This window comes from Streptomyces sp. NPDC046197, from assembly GCF_040646295.1.
Taxonomy (GTDB): domain Bacteria; phylum Actinomycetota; class Actinomycetes; order Streptomycetales; family Streptomycetaceae; genus Streptomyces.
Genome location: NZ_JBEYZY010000005.1, coordinates 124,228 through 137,726, shown reverse-complemented (window position 1 = coordinate 137,726; position 13,499 = coordinate 124,228). Strand labels below are relative to the sequence as shown.

The window sequence follows — 13,499 nt, the reverse complement described above, 5'->3', positions numbered from 1 at the left end:
AAACCGCCTGTACGGGGCAGCAACCATTGCGTTACGTGCGCCGCTCGTGCATGCTCCGGGGAACCGCCGAGGAGCGTGGGCGGGATCTGGGCTAAGGAGGCGTGCCGCCGTACCCTTGGGGGTATGGGGACGGGAAGACCCTTCCCGGACACAGCTCCGCCGCACACTGTCGTCCCCGATAAAGGATCACATCGCCGAGACAGCCATGGCCGGTCACGAATTCTTCGAACCCGCGGACCGCAAGCGGCCGGTTGCCGATCCCACGGCGGCCGATCCCCTGGCGGCGGAAGAGCCACGCCCCTCCTGCGATCCGGCGTTCAAGCACGGCGTCGTCGTCGGCTTCGACGGATCGACCTCCAGCGAGCGCGCCCTCGCCTATGCGATCGGCATGGCCCAGCGCTCCGGCTCGGGGCTGATCATCGTGCATGTCGCCAACCGGCTGCCCACCACGGTGTGGGCGGGATGTGAGCCCCCGGTCTTCGTGGACGTGCCCGACCACCGCACCGAGGTCCTCGGGCTCGAACTGGCCTGTGCGGACTACCTCGCCGAGGTGCCCTGGATCCTGGTCGAGCGGGGCGGCGACATCTGCCACGAGCTCGAAGAGGTCGGCAAGGAGTACGAGGCGGACGCGATCGTCGTCGGCTCCACGCACGGTATCGTCGGCCGGATCTTCGGCTCCGTCGCCGGACGACTCGCCAAGCGCGCGCAGCGCCCCGTCGTCGTCATTCCGTAACTCGCCGTTGTCCCAGGCGGGATGAGCCGTGGGAACGCCGTTCCGACTTCCGCTCCGGCTTCCGTGACCGTCTGAACCTACCCGCGCGTAGAGGTGTTTGTGCCCTTGTGAAGGGCATATATCGGTCACCGCACAACTGCACATGCATGAAGGGAGCCCGCCGTGGACAACGACGTCTCCGCGGGAAGCACCACCACCATCGTCGGCCGACTCGCCCTCGGTGTCACGCTGTTGGCCTTCGGCCTCGGGTACACCAGGATCATCGACGGCGTCACGGCGGACGACGCCGTGACACTCGCTCACTACGTGGGCGGCGTCGCGCTGTTCGTCGCCGGACTGCTCGCCCTGCGCGACCGCGACACCGTGACCGGTACGGCCTTCTCCGCACTCGGCGCCCTGTGGTTCACCTGGGCCGTCTCGGCCGGCAACCAGATCTCCGGCAACGGCGCGGGACTCTTCCTGCTCCTGTTCGCCCTCGTCGCCCTCACGTTGACCCTCGCGGGCGGCGACGTGCTCGGCCAGGGCACCTACGGGCTGTTCTTCGTCTCGCTGCTCCTGCTCGCCGTCGCGCGCTTCGCCGACAACGGCAGCCTCGCCAAGGTGGGCGGCTGGTTCGCCGTGGCGGCGGGAGCGGTGGCCTGGTACGCGGCGACCGCGGCTCTGGCCCACTGGCCCACGGCATTTCCGCGACGCGCTGCCGGCCGGGGGGTGACGGCCACCGGCTGAACGGCAGCCGACGCCGGGGACGGGGCCCCCTGTTCGAGCGAAGTCGAGAACTCGGGGGAGGGCGAACCCGGCGATGGAACGGACCCCCGCGTGTCTGGTGGCAACACGTGGGGGTCCGTTCTCATGTCGGGCCTCGGCTTGTCGGGCCTCGGCTTGTCCGGCCTGAGCCGGAGCGTTTACTCCACCGTCACCGACTTGGCGAGGTTGCGCGGCTTGTCGATGTCCCGGCCCAGCGCCAACGCCGTGTGGTAGGCGAGGAGTTGCAGGGGGATGCCCATGAGGATCGGGTCCAGCTCGTCCTCGTTCTTCGGCACCACGATGGTCTGGTCGGCCTTCTCCTGCTCCTGGTGGGCGACGGCGAGGATCTTGCCGCTGCGGGCCTTGATCTCCTCCATGGCCGCCCGGTTCTTCTCCAGCAGGTCGTCGTCCGGCACGATCGCGACCGTCGGCAGGGCGGGCTCGATCAGGGCCAGCGGACCGTGCTTGAGCTCGGAGGCCGGGTAGGCCTCGGCGTGGATGTACGAGACCTCCTTGAGCTTCAGGGAGGCCTCGCGGGCCACCGGGTAGCCCCGGACCCGGCCGATGAAGAGCATCGAGCGGGCGTCGGCGTAGCTCTCGGCCAGCTTCTTGATCTCCTCCTCCTGCTTCATGATCTCGGAGATCTGCTCCGGCAGCTTGCGCAGACCGTCGATGATCCGCTTGCCGTCGCGGACCGACAGGTCGCGGATGCGGCCGAGGTGCAGCGCGAGGAGCGCGAAGGCGACGGTGGTGTTCGTGAAGCACTTGGTCGACACCACGCACACCTCGGGACCGGCGTGCACGTAGATGCCGCCGTCCGCCTCACGGGCGATCGCCGAGCCGACGACGTTGACGACGCCCAGCACCCGGGCGCCCTTGCGCTTGAGCTCCTGGACGGCCGCCAGCACGTCGTACGTCTCACCGGACTGCGAGACCGCGATGTACAGGGTGTCGGGGTCCACGACCGCGTTGCGGTAGCGGAACTCGGAGGCGGGCTCGGCGTCGGCGGGGATGCGGGCCAGCTCCTCGATCATCTGGGCGCCGATCATGCCCGCGTGGTACGAGGTGCCGCAGCCGAGGATCTTCACCCGGCGCACCGCGCGGGCCTCGCGGGCGTCGAGGTTGATGCCGCCGAGGTGCACGGTGGCGAACCGGTCGTCGATGCGGCCGCGCAGCACACGGTCCACGGCGTCGGCCTGCTCGTGGATCTCCTTGTGCATGTAGGTGTCGTGGCCGCCCATGTCGTAGGAGGCGGCCTCCCACTCGACGGTGGTCGGCTCGGCGGTGGTGCGGGTGCCCTCGGTGGTGTACGTGCGGAAGTCGTCGGCCTTGAGGGTGGCCATCTCGCCGTCGTCGAGGGTGACTATCTGGCGGGTGTGGGTGACCAGCGCGGCGATGTCCGAGGCGACGAACATCTCCTTCTCGCCGATGCCGAGGACGACCGGGGAGCCGTTGCGGGCCACCACGATGCGGTCGGAGAAGTCGGCGTGCATGACCGCGATGCCGTAGGTGCCCTCGACCAGGCGCAGGGCGGCGCGGACCTTCTCCTCCAGCTTCTCGGCCGGGGAGCGGGCGATGAGGTGGGTGAGGACCTCGGTGTCCGTCTCGGAGAGGAACTCGACGCCGTCGGCCTCCAGCTTGCGGCGCAGGTCGGAGGCGTTGTCGATGATGCCGTTGTGCACGACGGCGACCTTGTTGTCGGCCGACATGTGCGGGTGGGCGTTCACGTCGGAGGGGGCGCCGTGGGTGGCCCAGCGGGTATGCGCGATGCCGGTGGTGCCCTTGAACCGCGCCGGGACCTTCGCCTCCAGGTCGCGGACCCGGCCCTGGGCCTTGACCATCTTCAGGCCGGCCGTCTTGGGCGAGGTGACCACGATGCCCGCGGAGTCGTAGCCGCGGTACTCGAGGCGCTGCAGGCCCTCCAGGAGCAGCGGGGCGACGTCACGCTTCCCGATGTATCCGACGATTCCACACATATATACGTATTCCCTCAGCCGTAGACGATGCGTCGCAGCTGCCGGAGGGAGAGCTCCGGCGGCGCCACCGCGCGGTATTTCAGGTCCGCCTCGATCCGTTCGAAGATCGTCGCGTTCACCAGGCCCTGGGCCTGGAGCTCGCGGTGGCGGCGACGGACGTACTCCTCGGTCGTCTCGTCGAAGTAGGCGAGCACGTCCTGGATCACACGCAGCGCCTCGCCCCGGGTCAGGGACGTGGAGCGCGCCAAATGATCAAGGAGTTCGTCGTGCACCCGGTAGATCCTGGAGTACCGCCGAGACTTTCGCAAGGAGCCTGCCCGATTTCGGGCAGATTGCTGTTCGTCTTGTTATGAACCGCTGTTTCCAAGCTGTCCATCGTGTGTCTTGCGTCTCGTTGCAGATGTGGAGCACTTTCAGTCGCCATGGACATTCCACGCATGGGAGTACCTGAGAAGCTCGCCGAGCGCATGAGCACGGCCGAGCAGCACGAGTACCTGCGGGCGAGATTCTCGCGGCGCACGATGATCAGAGGCGGCGCGGTCACGCTGGGCGCCGTCGCGGGTGGCGCATTCGTGCCGGGTGCCACCGCCCAGGCCGCGACCGCCCGGGCCGCGGTCCCCACCCAGCGCACCGCCTCCGCCGCCGAGACGGTCGACGGCGCGCTCGTCGCGCCCTTCGGCCGTCACCTCGCCTTCGGCAACGACCCCCGCACCGAGATCACGGTCTCCTGGCAGGTCCCGGTCGCCGTGCAGAAGCCGTTCATCCGCATCGGCGCCCACCCCTGCGACCTGTCCCGCAGGATCCCCGCCGAGGTCCGCACCCTCCACACCCCGGCCGGCGTCGGTGCCGGCGGCGACCACACGCAGTACTACCTGCACGCCAAGCTCACCAACCTGCGCCCCGGCAGGACGTACTACTACGGCGTCGGCCACCAGGGCTTCGACCCGGCCGAGCGACACCTGCTCGGCACCCTGGGCACCTTCACCACCGCTCCCTCGCACAAGGAACCGTTCACCTTCACGGCCTTCGGCGACCAGGGCGTCAGTTACCACGCCCTGGCCAACGACAGCCTGATCCTCGGCCAGAACCCGGCCTTCCACCTGCACGCCGGCGACATCGCCTACGGCGACCCGTCCGGTGCGGGCAAGACCACCGACACCGGCTTCGACTCGCGCACCTGGGACCAGTTCCTGTACCAGACCGAGTCGGTCGCCAAGCAGATCCCGTGGATGGTCAGTTACGGCAACCACGACATGGAGGCCTGGTACTCGCCCAACGGCTACGGCGGCGAGGAAGCCCGCTGGACGCTCCCGGACAACGGCCCGGACCAGAAGAACCTCCCGGGCGTCTACTCCTTCGTCTACGGCAACACGGCGGTCATCTCGCTGGACCCCAACGACGTCTCCTTCGAGATCCCGGCCAACCTCGGAATCTCCGGTGGCACCCAGACCAAGTGGTTCGAGGCCCAGCTGAAGAAGTTCCGCGCCTCGAAGGACGTCGACTTCATCATCGTCTTCTTCCACCACTGCGCCTACTGCACCTCCACCGCGCACGCCTCGGAGGGGGGCGTGCGACAGGAGTGGGTGCCGCTGTTCGACAAGTACCAGGTCGACCTCGTCATCAACGGCCACAACCACCAGTACGAGCGCACGGACGTCATCAAGGGCAACGAGGTCACCAAGAAGCTGCCGATCGGCGGTACGGCGTACTCGGAGACCGAGGGCGTGGTCTACGTGACGGCGGGCGCGGCCGGCCGCAGCCTGTACGCCTTCAGCGCCCCGGACTCCTACGAGGGTCACGAGCACGAGGTCGACTCGGTGGCCTCGTTCATCAACCTCAAGGACGGCAAGCAGAACGAGACCGTCACCTGGTCGCGCGTGCGCTACCTCAACTACTCCTTCCTGCGCGTGGACGTCACGCCCGCGCCGAAGGGCCGCTACACCACCCTGAAGGTCCAGGGCATCGCCGAGACCGGCGACCGGATCGACCACTTCACGGTGGCCCGCCGGGCGAAGTAACCGCGGCGCCGCCCGGAGGACCGGGCACGGCGCTCACGGCACGCAGACGGTCCTCATCCGCGCACGCGGGTCGGGGGCCCCTGCCTGCCTACATGCGCTTGAGGACCGCCTGCTTGGCCATGGTGAACTCCTCGTCCGTCAGCACCCCCGTGCGGTGCAGCTCCCCGAGCTCGCGCAGCCGCCGCAACAGCGCGTCGTGGTCGTCCTCCCCGCCCGGCGCGGGCTGCTCGGCGGGCTCGGGCCGCACGGTCCGTGGGGCGTCCTCGGCGGCCGCCGACGGATGCGGCAGCCGTGCCTGCACGGCCGCCGCGACAAGCGCCATCAGCGGGTCCTTCTTGAAGCCCCACAGGTCGACGGCGTTCGGGTCGAGCTTCGGCGGGGCCTTGGTGGGCGCGTCGCGCACGGTGAAGCGCAGACAGCCGTTCTCCAGCCCGGCCGCCGGCAGCCACTCGACCGAGACGATGTCGGCGAGGGTGAGAGTGCGGGGGCCGGCGGCGGCCTTGGCGTCCTCCGTCTTCCAGTTCCACTCCAGGCGGACCAGCTCGCCGTCGAAGCTCACCGTGCCGTCCCCGGCGGACACCGACAGCGGCACGGCCGGTCCGGGCAGCAGATACTCCGTCACCGGATCGGCCGACACCCCGTCCAGCAGCAGGGCGTTGCGGACCTCGTCCACGAAGTACTCGGCGACGCCGTAGCGGTCGGAGTCGACGAGCAGCTGATAGGGATCGTTGAGCTCGGTCAGCCGCCCGCCGGTGGCGTGCAGCATCGGGTCGGCGCCCTCCCGCAGCCGCAGCCGGAGCCGCCCCGCCTTCCTGCCCTGCTCGAACGAGACGCCCGCCAGCGCCCCCAGCGGAACGACGAGTTCACCCAGGGTCCTGCGGAAGAGACTGACGTTCTTGTCCCGTCCCGGGGTCAGCCGCACGGCGTCGCCATCGAATGCCCACGTGCCGTCCTTCTGGATGATTTCCGCCATGGGGGGATTGTTTCACCGCATGTGCGAGACAGTGGTCTACACCCGTCGGGGGCTCATCGAGCCCCCGAGTCGCGTGAAGGGAGCCCATGTGAGACGGCACCACAGAACGACTCCCCCTACTACCCGTGTGACCCGCGCCCTGGGTTCGTTGCTGCTCGTGGCGGCGGCCGGGGTCTTCGCCGGCGGCGCCGCACCCGCCGGACAAGCGCGGGCCGCGGCACCGCTGGGCCAGGTCGTCCCGGCCCCCGCCTCGGTGCGGGCGGGCGGAGCCCCGTACCACCTCACCCGCGACACCCGCATCCGCGTCGACGACTCCCGTGCCGCGGTGCGGATCGGCGAGTATCTGGCGGGCATCCTCCGTCCTTCGACCGGTTACCGCCTGCCCCTGACCACGCACGGCCAGGCCGGCATCCAACTGCGCCTGACCAAGGGCGCCTACGGCGCCGAGGGCTACCGCCTCGACAGCGGAAGCAATGGGGTGACGATCACCGCCCGGGAGCCGGCCGGCCTCTTCCACGGCGTGCAGACACTGCGCCAGCTGCTGCCGGCCACCGTCGAGAAGGACACCGTGCAGCCCGGCCCGTGGCTCGTCGCGGCCGGCACCATCCAGGACAGCCCCCGCTACGCCTACCGGGGGGCGATGCTCGACGTCGCCCGTCACTTCTTCACCGTCGCGCAGGTCAAGCGCTACATCGACGAACTCGCCCTCTACAAGATCAACGAGCTGCACCTGCACCTCAGTGACGACCAGGGCTGGCGCATCGCCGTGGACTCCTGGCCGCGCCTGGCGACCTACGGCGGCTCGACCCAGGTCGGCGGCGGCAAGGGCGGCTACTACACCAAGGCCGACTACCAGGAGATCGTCCGCTACGCCGCCTCCCGCTATCTGGAGGTCGTGCCCGAGGTGGACATGCCCGGCCACACCAACGCGGCCCTCGCCTCCTACGCCGAGCTGAACTGCAACGGTGTCGCGCCCCCGCTCTACACGGGCACCAACGTCGGCTTCAGCTCGCTGTGCGTGCCCAAGGAGGTCACGTACCGCTTCCTGGACGACGTCGTACGGGAACTGGCGGCCCTCACCCCCGGCCGCTACCTCCACATCGGCGGCGACGAGGCGCACTCCACCAGCCACGACGACTACGTGAAGTTCATGGACCGCGTACAGCCGATCGTCGCCAAGTACGGCAAGACGGTGATCGGCTGGCACCAGCTGACCAGTGCCACCCCGGCCAAGGGCGCCCTCGCCCAGTACTGGGGCCTGGACTCCACCAGCGCGGCCGAGAAGGCGCAGGTCGCCAAGGCGGCGCAGAACGGCACCGGGCTGATCCTGTCCCCGGCGGACCGGATCTACCTCGACATGAAGTACACCAAGGACACCCCGCTGGGACTCTCCTGGGCGGGCTACGTCGAGGTGCGCAGGGCCTACGACTGGAACCCGGGCGCCTACCTCCCGGGCGCGCCCGCGTCGGCCGTCCGGGGCGTCGAGGCCCCGCTGTGGTCGGAGACCCTCTCCACCTCCGCCCACATCGACTACATGGCCTTCCCGAGACTGCCGGGCGCGGCCGAACTCGGCTGGTCCCCCGCGGCCACGCACGACTGGGACACCTACAAGGTCCGCCTGGCGGCACAGGCACCGCGCTGGGACGCGCTGGGCATCGGCTACTACCGGTCGCCGCAGGTGCCCTGGCCGAGCAGCACACGCTGACCCGCACACAGTGCCCCGCACACGCTGACGGGCACCCGGGAGGACCGTACTCCGGGGTGCCCGTCCGTCTGTGCCGGCGTCTAGGGGGTGTCGTTTGGATCAGCGCGGATCAGGCCGCGGCGCGCATGGTGCGGTGCATCGCAAGGCGGAGCATGACCCGCGTACCGGGCGTACTCGGGTGATGCGACAACGCGGCGAGGTGCCGTGCCAGGCGTCGCGGACCCGCGGTGATCCAAACGACACCCCCTAGCGCCCCGCGATGGGGTTCTTCAGGTTCCCGGCCAGCTGCAGTGCGCCGGACGGGTCGGCCAGGTCGACCATCTGCCTGTTGTCGCGCAGCTGGAGCCGGTTGAGGCAGGACAGGGCGAACTCGGGCGCGAACATGTCGTACCGGCGGAACCGGTCGGCCAGTTCCGGTGCCGACTCCTGGTAGTCCCGCACCACCTCGGCGACCGTACGCCAGAAGTCGTCCTCCGGCAGGACCTTCTCCGAGGCGAGCTGGGCCGACAGGAAGCGGAAGAAGCAGTCGAACACGTCGGTGAAGACGGACAGGAGCTTCTTGTCCTCCGGCACCTCCACCCGGATCCGCCGTACCTCGGGCGGGAGCGCGGCGTCGGGGTCCAGCACCGCGATCTCCTCGGCGATGTCCTTGTAGACCGCGCGCTGCACGACACCGTCCCTCAGCACCAGCACGACGTTCTCGCCGTGCGGCATGAAGACCAGGTCGTAGGCGTAGAAGCTGTGCAGGAGAGGCGTGAAGTAGGCCCGCAGATAGCGGCGCAGCCACTCCTTCGGGGCGAGCCCGGACCGCTCGATCAGGGCCCCGGCGAAGGACGCGCCCGCGTGGTCCACATGGAGGAGCGAGGCCATGGTGGCCAGTGACTCGCCCTCCTGGAGCGAGGGCACCGGGCTCTCCCGCCACAGCGCGGCCAGCATCTTGCGGTACGGCGAGTGGCGGTCCGTGGCCGCCTCGTACTCGGTGTGCCGGTAGCCGACCGCGGCCCGCTCCCGGATGACCGACAGGCCCGTGGCCTTCAGCACCGGGTCGTTGTCGACGAGCCGGGCCAGCCAGTCGTTGATGGCCGGGGTCGCCTCCATGTAGGCGGCCGACAACCCGCGCATGAAGCCCATGTTGAGGACGGACAGGGCCGTCTTGACGTAGTGCTTGTGCGGGTGGGAGGTGTTGAAGAAGGTCCGGACGGACTGCTGGGCCAGGTACTCGTCGTCGCCCTCGCCCAGGCAGACCAGGCGCCGCTGGGCGACTTCGGCCGCGAAGGTGACGGTCAGCTTGTTCCACCACTGCCAGGGGTGGACGGGTATGAGGAGGTAGTCGGCCGGATCCAGGCCCTGGCCGGTGAGCTGCCGGTGGAAGCGCTCGACGGTGGCCGCGCCCAGTTCGTCCCGCACGAACGCCTCGTACTCGATCCCGGCGCCCGCCGTGAAGGCCGCCCGCGAGCGGTGCGCGGCCAGCCACACCAGCCGTACCGGGCTCGCGGTCTCCGGCGCGTAGGACAGGTACTCGTGCACGCCGAAGCCCAGGCGCCCGTTGTTGGCGACGAAGCAGGGGTGGCCCTCGGTCATCCCGGTCTCGATGGCCTGGAAACCGCTGCGCGCGAGCTCGGCCGAGGTGAGCTGCGGCTTGGCGAGCTTGTAGCAGGTGCTGGAGAGGGTGGAGGAGATCTCCTCCAGGTAGACGGGCAGGATCTCGTCGCTCAGTCCCAGCGTGCCGCGCAGCTCGACGAAGAAGTCCAGTGCGGCGAGCGGCAGTTCGGTGCCGTCCCGGTGCCGGGATATGGACTCCGGTTCCACCTGCCAGTGGTCCAGGGCGCGGCGGCCGGCGGCGAAGCGGTACACGGTGCGGCCGTCGTCGCCGCGGACGGCGTAGCGGCCGCCGTCCTCCGGCTCGGGCCTGATCAGCCGCTCGTGTGCGAACTCGGCGAGCGCCTTGCGCACGAGGAGGCGATTGGCCTGCTCCCAGCGCTCGGGGGACAGGTGGGCCACGGCGTCGGCGTGGATCATGCAGCCACCGCCTTCTCGAACCGCGCGCGTGTGCAGAAGCTCAGCAACGCCTTCTTCTCCGGCTTGTGGATCTCCCGTGCGGGGACGAACCCGACGGCTTCGTTCAGGGCGTGCACCGCCGTGTTGCGCACGTCCGGCTCGACGACGACCCGGGCGGTTGCGGGGTCGTCGAAGAGGTGCCGCATGACAGCGGTGATGACGGCCCGTGTGAACCCGTGCACGGGCCGGTCGGCCGGCCCGACCAGGAAGTGCATGCCGACGTCACCCGGCTCGGCCTCGTACAGCCCGACCAGTTCCCGGTGGGCGGGGTCGTACTTCTCCATCAGGAACGCGGGTTCGCCGTCGTGCAGCCCGAGCAGCGCGTGATGGTGCTCGTCCGCGACGATCTCCAGGTACGCCCGCTCGACGTCCTCGAGCCGGGCGTCCTGCATCATCCAGAAGGCGGCCTTGGGGTGGGTGACCCAGGCGTGCAGCAGCCCGGCGTCCCCGACCGGGTCGAGGGGACGGAAGGCGAAGGTGCCGATTCGCGTCTCGGTGGTGCTCATACGGCGAACTCCTGGAAGGCGATCGTCTTCTCGACCGGGTAGTACTCCCTGCCGAGCAGCTCGCGGATGATGTAGCTGTTGCGGTAGGGGCCCATGCCCAGGTCGGGGCTGGTGACGCTGTGGGTGTGGACGCCGGCGTTCTGCAGGAAGACGCGCCGGCCGGTGACGTCGACGGCGTAGTTGCGGGCGACGTCGAGGTTGCCCCGGGAGTCCCGGCGCAGGCGGTCGTGGACGGGACCGAGGAACTCCGGTTCGGTGTAGCGGTAGCCGGTGGCCAGGACCAGGCCCTCGGAGCGCAGCTCGAAGTCCTTCTCCTGCTCCTGCTGCCGGAAGGTCAGGGTGTACGTGCCGTCGTCGTACCGTGCCCCGGTCAGCTCGGAGTTGGTGAGCAGGCGCGTGGGGACCGGGCCGCCGAGGCTCTTCTGGTAGAGCAGGTCGAAGATCGCGTCGATCAGGTCGCCGTCGATGCCCTTGAACAGGCCCTTCTGCGCGGCGGTGAGGCGATAGCGGGTCTGCTCCGGCAGCGCGTGGTAGTAGTCGATGTACTCCGGGGACGTCATCTCCAGCGTCAGCTTGGTGTACTCCAGCGGGAAGAAGCGCGGGGAGCGGGTCACCCAGTTCAGCCGGTAGCCGTGGACGTCGATCCCGGTGAGCAGGTCGTGGTAGATCTCGGCGGCGGACTGGCCGCTGCCGACCAGGGTGATCGACTTCTTGCGCTGGAGTTCCGCCTTGTGCTCCCGATAGCGGGAGTTGTGCAGGAAGCCGCCGGGCAGGTCGCGGCAGGCCCCCGGGACGTGGGGCGGGGTGCCGGTGCCGAGCACCAGGTGGCGGGCGCGGTAGGTGGCGCCGGTGTGCGTGTGCACGACGTAGAGCTCGGCTCCTTCGTCGTACGTCACCTCGGTCACCGTCGTGCCAAAGCGGATGCTGCCCAGTTGGGCCGCGGCCCACCGGCAGTAGTCGTCGTACTCGACCCGGAGCGGGTAGAAGTTCTCGCGGATGTAGAACGAGTACAGCCGGCCGCGCTCCTTCAGGTAGTTGAGGAAGGAGTACGGGGAGGTCGGGTCGGCCAGGGTGACCAGGTCCGACATGAACGGGGTCTGCAGGTGGGCGCCGTCGAGGAACATCCCCGAGTGCCACTCGAAGTCCGGCTTGGCCTCCAGGAAGACGCCGCTCAGTTCGCCGATCGGCTCGGTCAGGCAGGCGAGGCCGAGGTTGAAGGGGCCGAGGCCGATCCCTACGAAGTCGTAGGGAGCGCCGGAGACTTCGGCGGATTCAGCAGGCACGGTCAAGGGACTCTCCCAGGTACTGCTCGGCATGGCCGGCGATCAGGTCGAGGACGGCGGTCAGGTCGTCCGTCGTGGTCTCGGGGTTGAGCAGGGTGAACTTCAGGTAGTGGCGGCCGCCGACCTTCGTGCCCGCCACGACCGCGTCTCCGGAGGCGAGCAGCGCCTTGCGGGCGTAGAGGTTGGCGCGGTCGATCCCGGCCGGGTCGGTGACGGCCGCCGGGATGCAGCGGAAGACCAGGGTGGACAGGGCCGGTGCGACGACGACGTCGAAGCGCGGGTCGGCGGCGAGCAGTCCCCAGCCCTGCCGCGCCAGGTCGCACACCTCGTCGAAGAGGTGGCCGATGCCGTCGGCGCCCATCACCCGCAGCGTCATCCACAGCTTGAGGGCGTCGAAGCGGCGTGTGGTCTGCAGCGACTTGTCGACCTGGTTGGGGATGCGCTCGGTCACCATGCGGCGGGGGTTGAGGTAGTCCGCGTGGTAGGTGGCGTGGCGCAGGGTCGAGGCGTCCCGGACCAGCACGGCCGACGAACTGACGGGCTGGAAGAAGGACTTGTGGTAGTCGACGGTGACCGAGTCGGCGCGTTCGATGCCGGTGAGCAGGTGGCGCCGGGTGGGGGAGACCAGCAGGCCGCAGCCGTAGGCCGCGTCCACGTGCAGCCAGGTCCCGAACCGCTCGCACAGCTCGGCGATCTCGGGCAGCGGGTCGATGGAGCCGAAGTCGGTGGTGCCGGCGGTGGCGACCACGGCCATGGGGACCAGACCGGCCGCCCGGCAGCGCTCCAGCTCGTGGGCGAGCGCCACCGTCTGCATGCGCTTGTCGTGGTCGACCGGGACCGGCACCACCGACTCGGGACTCAGGCCGAGCAGTTTCGCCGACTTGCGGACGCTGAAGTGGCCGGCCTCGGAGACGAAGATCCGCAGCCTGGCGTGGGCGTCCGACGCTTCCCATCCGGCCCGCCCCGGCTTCGACTCCTCGCGGGCGAGCAGCAGCGCCTGGAGGTTGGACTGGGTGCCGCCGGAGGTGAACACGCCGTCGGCGGCCGGACCGAGACCGATGCGGGCGGCCGTCCAGTCGATGAGCCTGCGCTCGATGAGGGTGCCGCCGGCCGACTGGTCCCAGGTGTCGAGGGAGGAGTTGACGGCGGAGAGGACGGCCTCGCCGAGCACCGCCGGGATCACCACGGGGCAGTTGAGGTGGGCGAGGTAGCGGGGGTGGTGGAAGTAGACCGCGTCCCTCAGGTAGACCTCCTCCAGCTCCTCGAGGGCCGCCGAGGTGTCGTGCAGCGGCCGGTCCAGGTCGATCCGCTCGATGCGGGGCGCGAGGGCGTCGGCGGAGACACCGCTGAACGGACGGTCCATGGCGGTGAGTTGGGCGGCCACCCGCTCGACTCCTTCGGTCACCGAGCGGCGGTAGTGCTCCGCGGTGAGGTCATTGAGCAGGTGCGAGCGCATGTGGGGGTCCTCCGGTGGGGACGGTCCGTGCGGGGCGAATGAAGGGC

Annotated in this window: 11 protein-coding genes; 4 read left to right on the top strand and 7 right to left on the bottom strand. The window is 69.7% G+C overall.

What is annotated here, in order from left to right; genetic code table 11:
* Positions 1-205: 205 nt before the first annotated feature.
* Both AB0A61_RS09285 and AB0A61_RS09280 read left to right on the top strand, forming a co-directional pair.
* Positions 206-733: a universal stress protein gene (locus tag AB0A61_RS09285; RefSeq protein ID WP_361288628.1), complete on the top strand. Its 528-nt coding sequence runs from the start codon at positions 206-208 to the stop codon at positions 731-733.
* 162 nt (positions 734-895) lie between these two features.
* Complete coding sequence (locus tag AB0A61_RS09280; protein WP_361288625.1) at positions 896-1,459, top strand: GPR1/FUN34/YaaH family transporter; 564 nt, start codon at positions 896-898, stop codon at positions 1,457-1,459.
* Between the two features lie 176 nt (positions 1,460-1,635).
* On the opposite strand, the gene glmS is transcribed toward AB0A61_RS09280, so the two are convergent.
* Both glmS and AB0A61_RS09270 read right to left on the bottom strand, forming a co-directional pair.
* Positions 1,636-3,453: a glutamine--fructose-6-phosphate transaminase (isomerizing) gene (gene glmS, locus AB0A61_RS09275; RefSeq protein ID WP_361288622.1), complete on the bottom strand. Its 1,818-nt coding sequence runs from the start codon at positions 3,451-3,453 to the stop codon at positions 1,636-1,638.
* 14 nt (positions 3,454-3,467) lie between these two features.
* The gene (locus AB0A61_RS09270) at positions 3,468-3,725 is read right to left on the bottom strand and encodes a hypothetical protein (protein ID WP_361288619.1); all 258 of its coding nucleotides are present in this window, start codon (positions 3,723-3,725) and stop codon (positions 3,468-3,470) included.
* A gap of 165 nt (positions 3,726-3,890) precedes the next feature.
* Between AB0A61_RS09270 and AB0A61_RS09265 the strand changes: the two genes are divergently transcribed.
* A complete protein-coding gene (locus AB0A61_RS09265) occupies positions 3,891-5,471 on the top strand; it encodes a metallophosphoesterase family protein (protein ID WP_361288616.1) in 1,581 nt (526 codons plus the stop codon).
* An 88-nt stretch (positions 5,472-5,559) separates the two neighbouring features.
* On the opposite strand, the gene AB0A61_RS09260 is transcribed toward AB0A61_RS09265, so the two are convergent.
* Complete coding sequence (locus AB0A61_RS09260) at positions 5,560-6,444, bottom strand: DUF4429 domain-containing protein (protein ID WP_361288613.1); 885 nt, start codon at positions 6,442-6,444, stop codon at positions 5,560-5,562.
* 127 nt (positions 6,445-6,571) lie between these two features.
* On the opposite strand from AB0A61_RS09260, the gene AB0A61_RS09255 reads away from it, so the two are divergent.
* Entirely contained in the window at positions 6,572-8,149 is a 1,578-nt protein-coding gene (locus AB0A61_RS09255; RefSeq protein WP_361288610.1) for a beta-N-acetylhexosaminidase, read from the top strand.
* Between the two features lie 246 nt (positions 8,150-8,395).
* Here AB0A61_RS09255 and AB0A61_RS09250 read toward each other — a convergent pair whose 3' ends face one another.
* The 4 genes from AB0A61_RS09250 to desA are packed head-to-tail and all read right to left on the bottom strand — an operon-like array spanning position 8,396 to position 13,452.
* On the bottom strand, positions 8,396-10,168 hold the full coding sequence (locus AB0A61_RS09250; RefSeq protein ID WP_361288608.1) for an IucA/IucC family siderophore biosynthesis protein: 1,773 nt from the start codon (positions 10,166-10,168) through the stop codon (positions 8,396-8,398).
* Entirely contained in the window at positions 10,165-10,713 is a 549-nt protein-coding gene (locus AB0A61_RS09245) for a GNAT family N-acetyltransferase (RefSeq protein WP_361288605.1), read from the bottom strand. Before AB0A61_RS09245 ends, AB0A61_RS09250 begins: the two co-directional genes overlap by 4 nt.
* Positions 10,710-12,002, bottom strand: a complete 1,293-nt coding sequence (locus tag AB0A61_RS09240) for a lysine N(6)-hydroxylase/L-ornithine N(5)-oxygenase family protein (protein ID WP_361288602.1) — start codon at positions 12,000-12,002, stop codon at positions 10,710-10,712. Before AB0A61_RS09240 ends, AB0A61_RS09245 begins: the two co-directional genes overlap by 4 nt.
* Positions 11,986-13,452 carry a lysine decarboxylase DesA gene (desA, locus tag AB0A61_RS09235; RefSeq protein ID WP_361288599.1) on the bottom strand — a complete coding sequence of 489 codons (1,467 nt, stop codon included), beginning with the start codon at positions 13,450-13,452 and terminating at the stop codon, positions 11,986-11,988. Before desA ends, AB0A61_RS09240 begins: the two co-directional genes overlap by 17 nt.
* Between the last annotated feature and the right edge of the window lie 47 nt (positions 13,453-13,499).

Bases quoted from the DNA above. Each gene is read 5' to 3' on its own strand.
- AB0A61_RS09260 (WP_361288613.1), bottom strand. From the start codon at position 6,444: ATGGCGGAAATCATCCAGAAGGACGGCACGTGGGCATTCGATGGCGAC.
- glmS (WP_361288622.1), bottom strand. From the start codon at position 3,453: ATGTGTGGAATCGTCGGATACATCGGGAAGCGTGACGTCGCCCCGCTG.
- desA (WP_361288599.1), bottom strand. From the start codon at position 13,452: ATGCGCTCGCACCTGCTCAATGACCTCACCGCGGAGCACTACCGCCGC.
- AB0A61_RS09285 (WP_361288628.1), top strand. From the start codon at position 206: ATGGCCGGTCACGAATTCTTCGAACCCGCGGACCGCAAGCGGCCGGTT.
- AB0A61_RS09245 (WP_361288605.1), bottom strand. From the start codon at position 10,713: ATGAGCACCACCGAGACGCGAATCGGCACCTTCGCCTTCCGTCCCCTC.
- AB0A61_RS09265 (WP_361288616.1), top strand. From the start codon at position 3,891: ATGGGAGTACCTGAGAAGCTCGCCGAGCGCATGAGCACGGCCGAGCAG.
- AB0A61_RS09250 (WP_361288608.1), bottom strand. From the start codon at position 10,168: ATGATCCACGCCGACGCCGTGGCCCACCTGTCCCCCGAGCGCTGGGAG.